The 13,117-nt window shown below is 63.2% G+C and carries 15 protein-coding genes; 11 read left to right on the top strand and 4 right to left on the bottom strand.

From position 1 onward, the window contains the following. Positions 1-121 precede the first annotated feature (121 nt). Genes FJ426_RS06715 through purB form a run of 3 tightly spaced genes read left to right on the top strand, consistent with a single transcriptional unit; the run spans position 122 to position 2,735 of the window. Positions 122-847 carry a DUF2259 domain-containing protein gene (locus FJ426_RS06715; RefSeq protein ID WP_140493810.1) on the top strand — a complete coding sequence of 242 codons (726 nt, stop codon included), beginning with the start codon at positions 122-124 and terminating at the stop codon, positions 845-847. Continuing rightward, on the top strand, positions 844-1,368 hold the full coding sequence (locus FJ426_RS06710) for a hypothetical protein (protein WP_224519150.1): 525 nt from the start codon (positions 844-846) through the stop codon (positions 1,366-1,368). The genes FJ426_RS06715 and FJ426_RS06710 overlap by 4 nt, the downstream gene beginning before the upstream one ends. 59 nt (positions 1,369-1,427) lie before the next feature. Continuing rightward, positions 1,428-2,735: an adenylosuccinate lyase gene (gene purB, locus FJ426_RS06705; protein WP_140560988.1), complete on the top strand. Its 1,308-nt coding sequence runs from the start codon at positions 1,428-1,430 to the stop codon at positions 2,733-2,735. 60 nt (positions 2,736-2,795) lie between these two features. Here the strand turns inward: purB and FJ426_RS06700 are convergent, their stop codons facing one another. Then, a complete protein-coding gene (locus FJ426_RS06700; protein WP_140560987.1) occupies positions 2,796-3,608 on the bottom strand; it encodes a VOC family protein in 813 nt (270 codons plus the stop codon). A gap of 244 nt (positions 3,609-3,852) precedes the next feature. Between FJ426_RS06700 and FJ426_RS06695 the strand changes: the two genes are divergently transcribed. Then, positions 3,853-4,407, top strand: a complete 555-nt coding sequence (locus tag FJ426_RS06695; protein ID WP_140517696.1) for an alpha/beta hydrolase — start codon at positions 3,853-3,855, stop codon at positions 4,405-4,407. A 23-nt stretch (positions 4,408-4,430) separates the two neighbouring features. Here the strand turns inward: FJ426_RS06695 and FJ426_RS06690 are convergent, their stop codons facing one another. Then, a complete protein-coding gene (locus FJ426_RS06690; RefSeq protein ID WP_140493818.1) occupies positions 4,431-5,204 on the bottom strand; it encodes an HpcH/HpaI aldolase/citrate lyase family protein in 774 nt (257 codons plus the stop codon). Between the two features lie 163 nt (positions 5,205-5,367). Further along, positions 5,368-5,688, bottom strand: coding sequence for a DUF1476 domain-containing protein (locus tag FJ426_RS06685; protein WP_140493820.1), 321 nt, complete (start codon positions 5,686-5,688; stop codon positions 5,368-5,370). A gap of 275 nt (positions 5,689-5,963) precedes the next feature. Between FJ426_RS06685 and purC the strand changes: the two genes are divergently transcribed. The 5 genes from purC to FJ426_RS06660 all read left to right on the top strand — a co-directional run bounded on the left by purC (position 5,964) and on the right by FJ426_RS06660 (position 8,906). After that, on the top strand, positions 5,964-6,758 hold the full coding sequence (gene purC / locus FJ426_RS06680; RefSeq protein ID WP_127282327.1) for a phosphoribosylaminoimidazolesuccinocarboxamide synthase: 795 nt from the start codon (positions 5,964-5,966) through the stop codon (positions 6,756-6,758). A gap of 69 nt (positions 6,759-6,827) precedes the next feature. After that, positions 6,828-7,067 (top strand): phosphoribosylformylglycinamidine synthase subunit PurS, encoded by a 240-nt coding sequence (gene purS / locus FJ426_RS06675; RefSeq protein ID WP_140517697.1) that lies wholly within the window; start codon positions 6,828-6,830, stop codon positions 7,065-7,067. Between the two features lie 60 nt (positions 7,068-7,127). Beyond that, complete coding sequence (purQ, locus tag FJ426_RS06670) at positions 7,128-7,796, top strand: phosphoribosylformylglycinamidine synthase subunit PurQ (RefSeq protein WP_140560986.1); 669 nt, start codon at positions 7,128-7,130, stop codon at positions 7,794-7,796. A 41-nt stretch (positions 7,797-7,837) separates the two neighbouring features. Further along, complete coding sequence (locus FJ426_RS06665) at positions 7,838-8,248, top strand: hypothetical protein (RefSeq protein WP_140517698.1); 411 nt, start codon at positions 7,838-7,840, stop codon at positions 8,246-8,248. A 1-nt stretch (position 8,249) separates the two neighbouring features. Continuing rightward, the gene (locus FJ426_RS06660) at positions 8,250-8,906 is read left to right on the top strand and encodes a Pr6Pr family membrane protein (protein WP_140560985.1); all 657 of its coding nucleotides are present in this window, start codon (positions 8,250-8,252) and stop codon (positions 8,904-8,906) included. An 18-nt stretch (positions 8,907-8,924) separates the two neighbouring features. Here the strand turns inward: FJ426_RS06660 and FJ426_RS06655 are convergent, their stop codons facing one another. Further along, positions 8,925-9,170, bottom strand: coding sequence for a DUF1127 domain-containing protein (locus tag FJ426_RS06655; RefSeq protein ID WP_140560984.1), 246 nt, complete (start codon positions 9,168-9,170; stop codon positions 8,925-8,927). A gap of 94 nt (positions 9,171-9,264) precedes the next feature. Between FJ426_RS06655 and FJ426_RS06650 the strand changes: the two genes are divergently transcribed. Together FJ426_RS06650 and purL are read left to right on the top strand one after the other, a co-directional pair. Continuing rightward, on the top strand, positions 9,265-10,671 hold the full coding sequence (locus FJ426_RS06650) for a PLP-dependent aminotransferase family protein (RefSeq protein WP_140493832.1): 1,407 nt from the start codon (positions 9,265-9,267) through the stop codon (positions 10,669-10,671). Positions 10,672-10,885: 214 nt separating this feature from the next. Further along, the gene (purL, locus tag FJ426_RS06645; RefSeq protein ID WP_140560983.1) at positions 10,886-13,117 is read left to right on the top strand and encodes a phosphoribosylformylglycinamidine synthase subunit PurL; all 2,232 of its coding nucleotides are present in this window, start codon (positions 10,886-10,888) and stop codon (positions 13,115-13,117) included.

Here is a 13,117-nt window from a genome sequence, read left to right as displayed (position 1 = left end):
ACTGCCGACAATAACAGACGAGGCCGCGATTGGATGCATGGCGCTTGCTTTATCGGGCAGCGCGACGCCGGTATCTTGTCGTGATAGGGAATGGCGATATCGTTGGCCGGCGGAAAACCTCATGCAAAACCTTCTTCTGTTTGCCGTTTGCCTGCTTGCGCAGTTTTGCGCAGTCGTCGCCGCCCGGGCCGGGGATGTCGCCGAGCTTGAAATCCTGGGCTTCACCAAGGACGGCGGCATCTTCGCGTTCGAAGAATATGGCGTGCAGGATGGATCGGGATTTCCCTACGCCAATCGCTATTATATCGACACCAGCAACGACAGCTTTCTCCAGGGAACGCCTATTCGCGTCCGGCTCGACGACGAGAACGCCACGTTGACGGCGGCTCGTATTCAGGCCCGCGAGAAGGGCGAAGCGGTCGTCAGCCAGGCGGAGTTGGCCGCGAACAAGGGCATCACCGCAGGCTTCAACCCGGTAACGGAGATGTCCGCCGACCCGCATCGGATGGCGGTCAATCCGCGTCCGATCTTCTCGCCAGTCGACCAGCCGCTCGAGTTCCGGCTGGACGAGATCGGCATGAACGAGACTAAGGGCTGCGAGAGCCAGGGTGAGATCAATGGCTTTCGGCTGCTGCGCGTCGAGGCGCAAGCCGGCGGTACGACGAAGCTGTTGCACGAGGACAAATCGATCCCCAAGAGCCGGGGTTGCCCGAACGGCTACCGCATCGGAGCCGTGCAGACATTTTCGATGGACAATCCCAGCGCCTATGCGGTGCTGATCGCGGTGCGCCAATATGGCTTCGAAGGCCCGGACTATCGCTGGATCGCGGTGACCGGCCGCCTGTGACACCGCTCGTCCACCCCGCCAGGCGTCATCGCGCCCTGGGCCGCCTCCGCGGCGCCATACCAACGCCGGGCACGGCGCTGCTCGGCGCGCTGCTTTGGGCCGCCACGATGGGCGCCAGCGCGCTCCTCAACCTGTTGCTGGAAAGTTGGGTGACGCCAGATAAAATCCGCACCGTGACGCTGCTGTTTGCAGGCGGCGGCGCTCTGGCCTTTCCTGTTGGCCTGTTCGCGGCACGGCTGGTCTCGCGCGGAAGGAGCTGGGAAGTCGCCTTCGCGGCGGCATTCGTGGGTCTCGCCGCCGCGACGATCGGCCTGACCGCCGGGCTGTATGCCTTGCAATACCGGTCCTACTATGCCGCATGGCATGCACCCACCTTCACCCTCACTTGGGGGCTTCAGTTCGTCTTCACGATGGCGGTGGCGCTCTACCAGTTCGTGGTGCTGGGCATCAGGCTCTATTTCCCGATCGGGTTCCTCGCCTTGTTTGCCGCCAGCCTCTGGTTTGCGCGGCGGCGGCGTTGAGCATTTTGTCCGCCTCTGTTAGGACGCGGGCAAATTTCTCGACACGTCAGGACTGACCGATGATCCCTCGCTACTCCCGGCCGGAAATGGTGGCCATATGGTCGCCCGAAACCCGGTTCCGCATCTGGTTCGAGATCGAGGCTCATGCCTGCGACGCGCTGGCCGAACTCGGCGTCATCCCGAAACAGGCGGCGAAGACCATCTGGGAAAAAGGCAATGCCGCGAAGTTCGACGTCGATGCGATCGACGAGATCGAGCGCGTCACCAAGCACGACGTCATCGCTTTTCTCACCCATCTCGCCGAATTCGTCGGACCCGACGCCCGCTTCATCCATCAGGGCATGACATCCTCGGACGTTCTCGACACGTGTTTCGCGGTGCAGCTCACGCGTGCCAGCGACATGCTGCTGGCCGACATCGACGCGCTGCTTGCGGCGCTGAAGCGCCGCGCCTTCGAGCACAAGGATACCGTCACCATCGGCCGCAGCCACGGCATCCATGCCGAGCCGACCACCTTCGGCGTCAAGCTGGCGCAAGCCTATGCCGAATTTTCGCGCTGCCGCGAGCGGCTCGTGCATGCTCGCGAGGACATAGCCACCTGCGCCATTTCGGGAGCGGTCGGCACCTTCGCCAATATCGAGCCTTATGTCGAAGAGCATGTCGCGGCAAAGCTCGGGTTGAAGCCGGAGCCGGTATCGACGCAGGTGATCCCGCGCGACCGCCATGCCATGTTCTTTGCCACGCTCGGCGTCATCGCATCGTCGGTGGAGCGGCTGGCGATCGAGATCCGGCATCTGCAGCGCACCGAGGTGCTGGAAGCCGAAGAGTATTTTTCGCCTGGCCAGAAAGGTTCGTCGGCGATGCCGCACAAGCGCAACCCGGTGTTGACCGAGAACCTAACCGGCCTTGCCCGCATGGTGCGCTCCTTCGCGCTGCCGGCGATGGAGAATGTGGCGCTCTGGCACGAGCGCGACATTTCGCATTCCTCCGTCGAGCGCATGATCGGGCCGGATGCGACGGTGACGCTGGATTTCGCGCTGGCGCGGCTGACCAGCGTCATCGACAAACTGCTCGTCTATCCCGGCAACATGCTGAAGAACATGAACAAGTTCCGCGGCCTGGTGCATTCACAGCGCGTGCTGCTGGCATTGACGCAAGCCGGCGTCTCCCGTGAGGATGCCTACCGGCTGGTGCAGCGCAATGCCATGAAGGTGTGGGAGCAAGGCGCTGATTTTCTTGAAGAACTACTGGCCGACAAGGACGTCACCGCCGCCTTGCCGGAAGCCGAGATCCGCGAGAAATTCGACCTGGGCTATCACACCAAGCATGTCGACACGATCTTCCGGCGGGTGTTCGGAGAGGCGTGAGCGGCTTTCCTTCTCCCCGTCGCTATACGAGGAGAAGGTACCGCAGGACGTAACTGCCGATCACGCTTTGCCGGGAACGGTCCTGATCACCGTGCCCCACGGATCTTCGCGAGTCGTTTCACTGGCCACGTTGTCGGAACGCATCTCGACCCAGGCAAGGCCTGACCGGGCCGGGTCGCGGCGGCCGGCGCCGGCGCTCTGCCACGCATTGGCGCCTATATGATGATGGTAGTGGCCTGACGACAGGAACACAGCCTGGCCGCCATACTTCGCCACCGTGTCGAAGCCGAATTCCTGGTTCCACCAGGCTTCCGCCTCTTCCGGACGGCCGACGCGCAGGTGGACGTGGCCGACAATGCTGTTTTCGGGCGCTCCCTGCCAGCCCGCATCGCCCGCCGGCACTTCGGCGACGACCGAAGGAATATTCAGCCGTTCGGTCGCCATCGCGATCTTGTCGCGGTTCCACGTCCAGTCCTGCGGACGGCGATCGGCATAGATCTCGATCCCATTGCCCTCGGGATCGGTGAGGTACAGCGCTTCGCTGACCAGATGGTCCGAAGCACCCTCTATGGCGATCTTGTCTGATATGGCGTGGTTGATCCAGCGGCCGAGATCGGCACGGCTGGGCAGCAGGAAAGCCGTGTGGAACAGGCCGGCGCTGCGCGGATCGTCAGGCTTGGCCGAGGCGTCCGGCTCCAGCACCAACAGCGGACGGTTGGCGGCGCCCAGGGTGATCGCGCCATCGGCGCGGCTCAATTCCTGCAAGCCGACAACAGCGCGATAGTAGGCCGCTAGGCTTTCGGCGTCGCGCGCCTTCAGCCCGACCCGGGCAACGCTCACCGGCGTGGTGGCGGCAAAGGGCAGTTCGCTCATGATTGTCTCCGTTGTGGCGACGCTTTGGCATAAACCCCGAGGTCAGGAGCCCGGCGCCGGCGATCATTGTACATCGTGTCAGCACCAAATGCGGTCCTTCACGGCTGTTTCTTTCCAGAGGACAAATCGGCGATCGTGATCGTTCACACAAGACAGCGAAAAGCGAACATGGTGTTCACCATTGCAAGCAGGAGCGCGTCCATCGACGGTTGCATGAGGCAATCACGCTCGCTATCTCAGCGCCATGAAAGTCAAAGACGCAGATATTCTCATCATCCCGGGCTACACTAACTCCGGACCCGAGCACTGGCAGACCCGCTGGCAGTCAAAGCTGTCGACCGCGCGGCGCGTCGAGCAGGCGGAATGGTCGAAGCCCGTGCGCGATGACTGGACGGCGAGCGTGGCAAAAGCGGTCAATGAAGCCGAGAAGCCCGTCGTCCTCGTCGCGCATTCCCTTGGCGTTGCCGCGGCGGTGCAAGCCGTCCCGCAGTTTCGCAAGCCGGTCGCCGGCGCATTCTTCGTGGCGCCGCCCGATGTCGCCAATCCGGAGGTACGGCCAAGGCACCTGATGACGTTCGGCCCCTACTCGCGCGAGCCGTTGCCCTTCCCGTCCATGGTGATTGCCAGCCGCAACGATCCGTTCTGCGCCTTCCACGTCGCCGAGGACATTGCCGGCGCCTGGGGATCTCTGTTCATCGATGCCGGTGAAGCCGGTCACCTCAACACCGATTCAGGCTTCGGCCCATGGCCCGAAGGTTCGATGACCTTCGCCAAATTTCTCACCGAACTGAAGGCCTGACGACCCCGACCGGATCGCGGCTCTCAGCCGCCGATCGAATCCTTGATGCCTTTCAACAGCGTCTTCGCCCCTAGTGAAATCAGCGCGTGCTCGGACCCTGTGGCCAGCAGGCGGTAGCCCATCGCCACGACGCGGCCGGCGATGGCCGGTTCGATGACGTAGATCGCCGCATGTTTGCCGGCCTTGCGGGTACGCTCGGCGATCGAACCCACCGTTTCCATCATGCTTTCGAGCGTCGAATTGACGGTCGTGCCGTTCGACCAGGCAATCGAGAAGTCCGATGGCCCCAGGAAAATGCCGTCGATACCGGGTGTATCGAGGATGCCGTCCAGCGCATCGAGCGCCGCCCGCGTCTCGACCATGGCGAAGGCCATGGTGCGCTGGTTGCTGTCGCGCAGCCATTCGGCATGATCACCCTTGCCATGGCGTGGGAAGGCATAGGTGGGGCCCCAGGAGCGCTCGCCCACCGGCGGGTATTTCATCGCCGCAGCGAACAGTTTTGCATCCGCCACCGAGTTGACCATCGGCGCAATCACCGCCTCGGCGCCGAAATCGAGCGCCCGGCTGGCCATGTCGAAACGGCCGACGGGAATACGCACCAATGCCGGCTTGCCGGTGGCAAGCACGGGCGCCAGGCCGCGCAACACGCTGTCTTCATGATGGCCGCCATGCTGCATGTCGAGCGTGACCGCATCGAAGCCCTGCCTGGCAAGGATTTCGACGGTCAGCGCGTCCGGCACGCCTGACCATGCGGTGACCAGCGTTTCATCGGCCGCAAGGCGGGATTTCAGGGACATCGGCTCTTTCCTCGCTAAGGATCGCAGTTTCAGCCGGAAACGACGGGAAACGCAAAGAAAAACCGCCCGGCTGGGCCGGGCGGTCGATTGGTCCAGTCATTCTTTTGCCGCAGGTTCCGTCGCAAAATTGTGGGACATTTTTGCGGAACCTGCTTCGGCCGGATCAGGTGTTCTTGATCTGCTCGATGGCCTGCGCCATCAATTCGTCCATGGTGCGGCGGATCTGATGGTCCGACTGGCTGACGCCGGCAGCGTCGAAATCCTTGCGGATCTTGCGGAAGACGTCGTGATCGCCGGCTTCCTCGATATCGGAAACAACCACTTCCTTGGCGTAGGCATCGGCCTCGGCGCCGGATTTCCCGAGCTTTTCCGCGGCCCACAGGCCGAGAGCCTTGTTGCGGCGCGCCGACGCCTTGAACCGAAGCTCCTCGTCGAACACGAATTTGCGCTCAAAACCCTCTTCGCGATCCTTCATGTTGCTCATGGCGTCCCTCCGATGGAAATCGATTCGCTGGCATTGATGAATATGTGATGGCGAAGCACAAACCAAAAGGCTGGCGGCCGGTCAATACGCTTCGTGGCTTGCTGCGCTGCGGCATTTCGGTCCCGAAAGCAGTTGATTGAAAGGATTTGCCGATTGAGCAAACAAGGCGATTACGATAGACACCGGCATTGAACGCCACCGTCGCCACACTAATTTAGGCAGACGGACAGGAACTGGTCGCTTGCCGCCTGCCCGCAAATCCAGAGAAAAATCAAATGAAAAATCGCCGCCGCATTTATGAAGGCAAGGCCAAGATACTTTATGAAGGCCCTGAGCCCGGGACGCTGATCCAGTTCTTCAAGGATGACGCAACCGCGTTCAACAAGAAAAAACACGAAGTCGTCGATGGCAAGGGCGTGCTTAACAATCGCATTTCCGAGCACATCTTCAATCATCTCAACCGGATGGGCATTCCGACCCACTTCATCCGCCGGCTCAACATGCGCGAGCAGCTGATCAAGGAGGTCGAGATCATCCCGCTCGAAGTGGTGGTGCGCAATGTCGCCGCCGGTTCGCTGTCCAAGCGCCTTGGCATCGAGGAAGGCACGGTCCTGCCCCGCTCGATCATCGAATTCTATTACAAGGCCGATGCGCTCGACGACCCGATGGTCTCTGAAGAGCACATCACTGCCTTCGGCTGGGCGAGCCCGCAGGAAATCGACGACGTCATGGCGCTGGCCATTCGCGTCAACGACTTCCTGTCCGGCCTGTTCATGGGCGTCGGCATCCAGCTCGTCGATTTCAAGATCGAATGCGGACGCCTGTTCGAGGGCGACATGATGCGCATCGTCGTAGCCGACGAGATCTCGCCCGATTCCTGCCGGCTGTGGGACGTGGCGACGCAGGACAAGCTCGACAAGGACCGTTTCCGCCGCGACATGGGCGGCCTCGTGGAGGCCTACCAGGAAGTCGCCCGCCGTCTCGGTATCATGAACGAGAACGAGCCGCCGCGTCCAACCGGACCGGTGCTCGTCGCGTCGAGCGAGCCGCCGAAGGGCATGAAGCACTAATTGCCAGCAACGGGCTTGCCGGAAACGGCAGGTCCGGCGCAGACCGATACCGATCATTCAGGAGCATCGATGAAAGCCCGTATCACCGTAACCCTCAAAAACGGCGTGCTGGACCCGCAAGGCAAGGCGATCGAGCATGCGCTGTCGGGGCTAGGTTTTGACGGCATCGGCTCGGTGCGGCAAGGCAAGGTGTTCGACGTCGAGCTCGCCGGGACCGACAAGGCCAAGGCCGAGGCCGATCTCAAGGCCATGTGCGACAGACTGCTGGCGAACACGGTGATTGAGAACTATAGTGTGACGCTTACCTGAGGTTGTGCCGGAGGCACGGATGCCCCAACTTGCCGAAACCCAGAGGCCTTACGAACCAAAATGAAATCAGCCGTCGTCCTCCTGCCTGGCCTTAACCGCGACCGCGATATGATCGCGGCGCTGACCAAGATTTCCGGCAAAGCGCCAGCCACGGTCTGGCAAACCGACACCGAAATCCCGGATGTCGACCTGATCGCCATTCCCGGCGGCTTCTCCTTCGGCGACTATCTGCGCTGCGGCGCGATCGCGGCGCGCATGCCGGCGATGCGGGCGGTCGCTGAAAAGGCGGCCAAGGGCGTCATGGTCATCGGCGTCTGCAACGGTTTCCAGATTCTGGTCGAGGCCGGCCTGCTGCCGGGAGCGCTCATGCGCAACTCCTCGCTCAAATTCGTCTGCCGGCAGGTGAAGCTCGAGATCGCCAACGCCAACACCATGTTCACCCGCCGCTACCAGCCGGGCCAGATCATCCGCTCGCCGGTGGCGCATCACGACGGCAACTACTTCGCCGATGCCGAGACGCTTGCACGCCTGGAAGGCGAAGGCCAGGTGGTGTTCCGCTATGCGGACGGCACCAATCCCAACGGCTCGATCAACGACATCGCCGGCGTCATCAGCAGCCAGGGCAATGTGCTGGGCCTGATGCCGCATCCCGAGAACCTGATCGAAGCGGCACATGGCGGCAATGACGGGCGGGCGTTGTTCGAAGGCGCGCTCGGCATCGCCGCCTGATATCTTCCGAAATTCTTTCAGAACCTGGGGGCGGCCTGACGATGAGACTGACGATTGCTCGCTTTGCTCTCCTGGCTGCCGCCGGCCTTGCGCTGGCATCCTGCCAGTCGGGTCCGAAGAGCGCTCCGCCGCCTTCCGGCAAGAGCGCGGCGCTGCTGGCCATGGAACAGGTGGCGATCTCCGCCCATAAATGCTGGATCGCCAGCAAGGACCCGGCCTTCAAATCCTACCAGATGGCCAATGAGCTGAATTCGTTCAGCGGCACGCCGCGCTTCCTGCTGGTGCCGGCCAAGCATTATGGCGGCAAGCCGCTGCTGGTGGTGCAGGCGCAAGGCAATTCGAGCCGTGTAGACGTGTTCGGTCCGCTGATGGCCGAGCCGCTCGGCGCGCGCATCGGCTCCGACATCGCCCGCTGGCAGGCCGGCAATCCGGCCTGCGCCGCCGCCGCGTAAGATGGGCCGGCTGCTGCAGGTCGCGGGTCTGGTCGCAGGGCTGGCCGGTCTTTTCCTGCAGTTCTCGATCACCATTCCGGCCTCGATGGAAGCCGGCCGCGGCCTGATCGGTTCGGTCGTCTTCTACTTCAGCTTCTTTACCATCCTGACCAATATCGGTGCGGTGCTCGTCCATGCGTCGCTGCTGTCGCCCGCCGGCCATGCCTGGTTTCCGGCCTTTGCCGGAGCGCGGATGCGGACAGGCGTCGCCGTCGCCATCACCGTGGTCTTCATGGTCTACGCCACCGTGCTGGCACGCCTCTGGCAGCCGCAGGACCTGTTCCTGCTGTGCGACGTGCTGCTGCACTATGTGACGCCTGCACTGTTCGTGCTGTGGTGGCTGGCCGCCGGTGCCGACGGCAAGACGCGATGGCGAGACGTTTCCTGGTGGATGCTCTATCCGCTCGCCTATCTGGCCTATGCGCTGGCGCGGGCGTCCATAACAGGCGAAGTGCCCTACCCCTTCCTCGATGTCGCCAGGAACGGCATCGCCAGCGTCGCCATCGCCTCGCTGGCCATCACCGCCCTTTTCCTGGCGCTATGCGTTGGCGCCGTGCTTGCGGACCGCGGCCTGTCACGGATCAGGGCGCCAGTTGTGCAGCCACGCAAGCAGGATTGAACACAGCATCCCGCCTGTTCATTTCCAGAATGGCCTGATCCCTTCGCGATGGGCGTCGCAGCGGGAAATGCCGATGTCCTTCAACTGATCATCGGTCATGTCCAGCAAGGCGAGCCGGCTGCGCCTGCGCTCCAGCAGGCCGTCGATCCAGCGCCCCAGCGATTTGACCATACGCACGATGCGGCTGACAAAGCCGCCGCGGTCCACAGGTCGCGCGGCGAACAATCCTGCGGCTGTCTGGCTGATTGTCTCGATTGTATCCATCTTCGCTCTACCAAAGCTGCAAATTGCACTCTTTTATTCCACACAACGCATGTGAATTGACTCATCGTTCGACGCAATATACAAAATTGTCACCATGACAAATTGGCTTCCCGACCTCACGGCCAGCTCCGGCCCGCTTTATCAGCGCCTTGCTGACAGCATTGAGTCAGATATCGACCGCGGCGTGATCGACGCCGGGGCAAAGCTGCCACCGCAGCGGGATCTCGCCTATGACATCGGCGCAACCGTCGGCACGGTCGGCAGGGCCTATCAATTGCTGCGCGAGCGCGGGCTGGTCAGCGGCGAGGTCGGGCGCGGCACCTATGTCCTCGGCCGGCAGAACGCGAAGCCCGACTTCATAGCGCCGGACGCGCAAGGCACGCGCGACATCGATGCGCCGCGCGGCAAGCTGCGCTTCGACAGCACCGCGGCGCCCGATGTCGGCCAGGGCGCCATCGTCACCGAAGTGCTGTCGCGCACGGCTTCGGATCATGCGCATGAGATTTCGAGCTACACGCGGGATTTTCCCGAGCGCTGGTTCGAGGCCGGCGCCAGTTGGCTGTCGCGCAACTCGTTTCGACCGAGCGCCGATACGATCGTGCCGACGCTCGGTACCCATGCCGCTGTCATGGCGGCGATCGCCGCACTGACCACGCCCGGCGATTACGTCGCCTTCGAGCACCTGACCTATTCGCAGATTTCGCGCAGCGCCGGCCTGATCGGTCGTCGCACGGCGCTGGTGGCATCGGACCATCAGGGTCTCAACGCCGACGATTTCGAGCGCGTCTGCGCGCAAAAGCACCCGAAGATGATCTTTCTGATGCCTACGGTGCAGAATCCGACGCTGGCGATCCTGCCGGCAGCGCGACGTGAGGCAATCGCGCGGATCGCGCGTGAATACAATGTCGTCATTATCGAGGACGATCTTTACGGCGGCCTGACCGAAGATCCGACGCCAATGCTGGCCGACTATGCACCCGAGCGCACCATCGTCGCAGGCGGCCTGTCGAAATCGGTAGCGGCCGGCGTTCGCGGCGGCTGGCTTTCCTGCCCGCCCGCTTATCGCCATCGCATCCGCGTTGCCCATAAGATGATGACCGGAGGCATGCCTTTCCTGCTGGCCGAGGTGAATGCCCGGCTGGTGCTGTCGGGCCAGGCCGCGGACATACGCAAACGGGCCATCGCCGAAATCAACGCCCGCACCGCCATCGTGCGCGAGACTTTGGCCGGCTTCGAATTCAAGTCGCGGGACAATATACCCTTTGTCTGGCTGACCTTGCCCGACCCCTGGCTTTCCGGCACGTTCAAGAACGCCTGCCTCGAGCACGGCGTGCTAATCGACGACGAAGACGAGTTCAAGGCGGGCCGTTCCGAGCAGGTCTTCCACGCTGTGCGCTTCGGCATTTCGCAGCCGAGGCAGCGCAAGGACATCGCGGACGGCGTTGCGGCAATCCGGCGGCTCCTCGATGAGGGCCGTGCAGGCTACGACAGTTTTTCCTGATCCGCATCGCCTTGGAGCGCCGGCGGTTCAGGATGCCTCCAGGCAAGACCCGAGGCGCATCGGTTGAGTCCGGTCCGGTGGGACGCGCGTTCAAGGCGCCGCGGCTTTCTCCGGATTCAGCCACTTTTCGTCGGTCCATGGGTGTATCGGCCGCAAAGCTTGCGATAAGAGGAGACTCAAAATCCCAAGCTCCCACGGATAAAAACCGCCGCCCATGACCATTTCCAATTCCGTGCCGATCACGCCCGAGCTCATTGCCGCGCACGGGCTGAAGCCAGACGAATACCAGCGCATCCTCGACCTCGTCGGGCGCGAGCCGAGCTTCACCGAACTTGGCATCTTCTCGGCGATGTGGAACGAGCATTGCTCGTATAAATCCTCGAAGAAATGGCTGCGCACGCTGCCGACGACCGGCCCGCGGGTCATCCAGGGACCGGGCGAGAATGCCGGCGTGGTCGATATCGGCGACGGCGACTGCGTCGTCTTCAAGATGGAGAGCCACAACCACCCCTCCTTTATCGAGCCCTACCAAGGGGCGGCGACGGGCGTCGGCGGCATATTGCGCGATGTCTTCACCATGGGCGCGCGGCCGATCGCGGCGATGAACGCCTTGCGCTTCGGTGCTCCCGATCATCCCAAGACCAAGCACCTGGTGGCGGGAGTGGTTTCCGGCGTCGGCGGCTACGGCAACTCCTTCGGCGTGCCGACGGTCGGCGGCGAGGTCAATTTCGACGCCCGCTACAACGGCAATATCCTGGTCAACGCTTTTGCCGCGGGTCTTGCCAAGACGGACGCGATTTTCCTGTCGGAGGCCAAGGGCGTCGGCCTGCCGGTCGTCTATCTCGGCGCCAAGACCGGTCGCGACGGCGTCGGCGGCGCCACCATGGCCTCGGCCGAATTCGACGACAAGATCGACGAAAAGCGCCCGACCGTGCAGGTCGGCGATCCCTTCACCGAAAAGTGCCTGCTGGAAGCCTGTCTCGAACTGATGGCGTCCGGTGCGGTCATCGCCATCCAGGACATGGGTGCTGCCGGCCTTACCTGCTCGGCGGTCGAGATGGGTGCCAAGGGGGATCTCGGCATCGAGCTCGAGCTCGACAAGGTGCCGGTGCGCGAGGAGCGCATGAGCGCCTACGAGATGATGCTGTCGGAAAGCCAGGAGCGCATGCTGATGGTGCTGCGCCCCGAAAAGGAAAAGGAGGCCGAGGCGATCTTCCACAAATGGGGGCTCGACTTCGCCATAGTCGGCAAGACGACCGACGATCTGCGCTTTCGCGTCCTGCATCAGGGTGATCAGGTTGCGGACCTGCCGATCAAGGATCTCGGCGACAAGGCACCGGAATATGACCGTCCGTGGGTCGAGCCGAAGAAGCCGGCGCCGCTTGCGGCCAATGACATTCCGCAGGCCGATGTCGCCGAAGCACTGCTGAAGCTGCTCGGCGGCCCTGACCTGTCGTCGCGCCGCTGGGTGTGGGAACAGTACGACACGCTGATCCAGGGCAATTCGCTGCAGCTTCCCGGTGGCGATGCCGGCGTGGTGCGGGTCGAAGGCCATCCGACCAAAGCGCTGGCTTTCTCGTCGGACGTGACGCCGCGCTATTGCGAGGCCGATCCCTATGAGGGCGGCAAGCAGGCGGTGGCCGAATGCTGGCGCAACCTGACCGCCACCGGCGCGCTGCCGCTGGCCGCCACCGACAATCTCAATTTCGGCAATCCGGAACGGCCGGAGATCATGGGTCAGTTGGTCGGCGCGGTGAAGGGCATTGGCGATGCCTGCCGCGCGCTCGGCTTCCCGATCGTTTCGGGCAATGTCTCGCTCTACAACGAAACCAATGGCCAGGGCATCCTGCCGACGCCGACCATCGGCGGCGTCGGGCTGATCGCCGACTGGTCGAAGATGGTGCGGGCCGGCTTCGCTGCGCAAGGCCAGATGATCCTGCTGGTCGGCGCGCCGGCCTCATGGGGCACGCATCTCGGCCAATCGGTCTACTTGCGCGACATCCACGGCCGCAGCGACGGCCCGCCGCCGCCGGTCGACCTCGACCATGAAAAGCGTGTCGGCGACCATGTGCGCGCCCTCATCGCGTCCGGCATCGTCACCGCGGCTCACGACGTTTCCGACGGCGGCATTGCGGTCGCGCTGGCTGAGATGGCGATGGCATCAGGCATCGGCGCGACGGTCCCCGGACTGGCCGGCACCGATCCTATTCCGGTCTGGTTCGGCGAGGACCAGGGCCGCTATCTCCTCACGCTGTCAATCGATCCAGACAGTGAGGACTGGGACGCGATCCGCAAACAGCAAGGCGAACTCGGTATTTTCGCGCCCTGGATCGGCTCGACCGGCGGCAACACGCTGAAACTCGGCGAGGCACGGGCGATCCCGCTCGGCGAATTGACCGCCGCGCACGAAGGCTGGTTCCCGCGCTTCATGGATCAGGCCATTTGA

Origin of the sequence: Mesorhizobium sp. B2-6-4 (assembly GCF_006441495.1) — a bacterium.
Lineage (GTDB): Bacteria > Pseudomonadota > Alphaproteobacteria > Rhizobiales > Rhizobiaceae > Mesorhizobium.
The sequence above is the reverse complement of the archived record's forward strand: the minus strand, read 5'-3'. Positions and strand labels throughout refer to the sequence as shown.

Coding starts and splice junctions, on each gene's coding strand:
- FJ426_RS06655 (WP_140560984.1), bottom strand. CDS start 9,170: ATGGATACAATCGAGACAATCAGCCAGACAGCCGCAGGATTGTTCGCC.
- purC (WP_127282327.1), top strand. CDS start 5,964: ATGAAAAATCGCCGCCGCATTTATGAAGGCAAGGCCAAGATACTTTAT.
- FJ426_RS06660 (WP_140560985.1), top strand. CDS start 8,250: ATGGGCCGGCTGCTGCAGGTCGCGGGTCTGGTCGCAGGGCTGGCCGGT.
- FJ426_RS06695 (WP_140517696.1), top strand. CDS start 3,853: ATGAAAGTCAAAGACGCAGATATTCTCATCATCCCGGGCTACACTAAC.
- FJ426_RS06715 (WP_140493810.1), top strand. CDS start 122: ATGCAAAACCTTCTTCTGTTTGCCGTTTGCCTGCTTGCGCAGTTTTGC.
- FJ426_RS06690 (WP_140493818.1), bottom strand. CDS start 5,204: ATGTCCCTGAAATCCCGCCTTGCGGCCGATGAAACGCTGGTCACCGCA.
- FJ426_RS06665 (WP_140517698.1), top strand. CDS start 7,838: ATGAGACTGACGATTGCTCGCTTTGCTCTCCTGGCTGCCGCCGGCCTT.
- FJ426_RS06650 (WP_140493832.1), top strand. CDS start 9,265: ATGACAAATTGGCTTCCCGACCTCACGGCCAGCTCCGGCCCGCTTTAT.
- purL (WP_140560983.1), top strand. CDS start 10,886: ATGACCATTTCCAATTCCGTGCCGATCACGCCCGAGCTCATTGCCGCG.
- purB (WP_140560988.1), top strand. CDS start 1,428: ATGATCCCTCGCTACTCCCGGCCGGAAATGGTGGCCATATGGTCGCCC.
- FJ426_RS06685 (WP_140493820.1), bottom strand. CDS start 5,688: ATGAGCAACATGAAGGATCGCGAAGAGGGTTTTGAGCGCAAATTCGTG.
- purS (WP_140517697.1), top strand. CDS start 6,828: ATGAAAGCCCGTATCACCGTAACCCTCAAAAACGGCGTGCTGGACCCG.
- purQ (WP_140560986.1), top strand. CDS start 7,128: ATGAAATCAGCCGTCGTCCTCCTGCCTGGCCTTAACCGCGACCGCGAT.
- FJ426_RS06700 (WP_140560987.1), bottom strand. CDS start 3,608: ATGAGCGAACTGCCCTTTGCCGCCACCACGCCGGTGAGCGTTGCCCGG.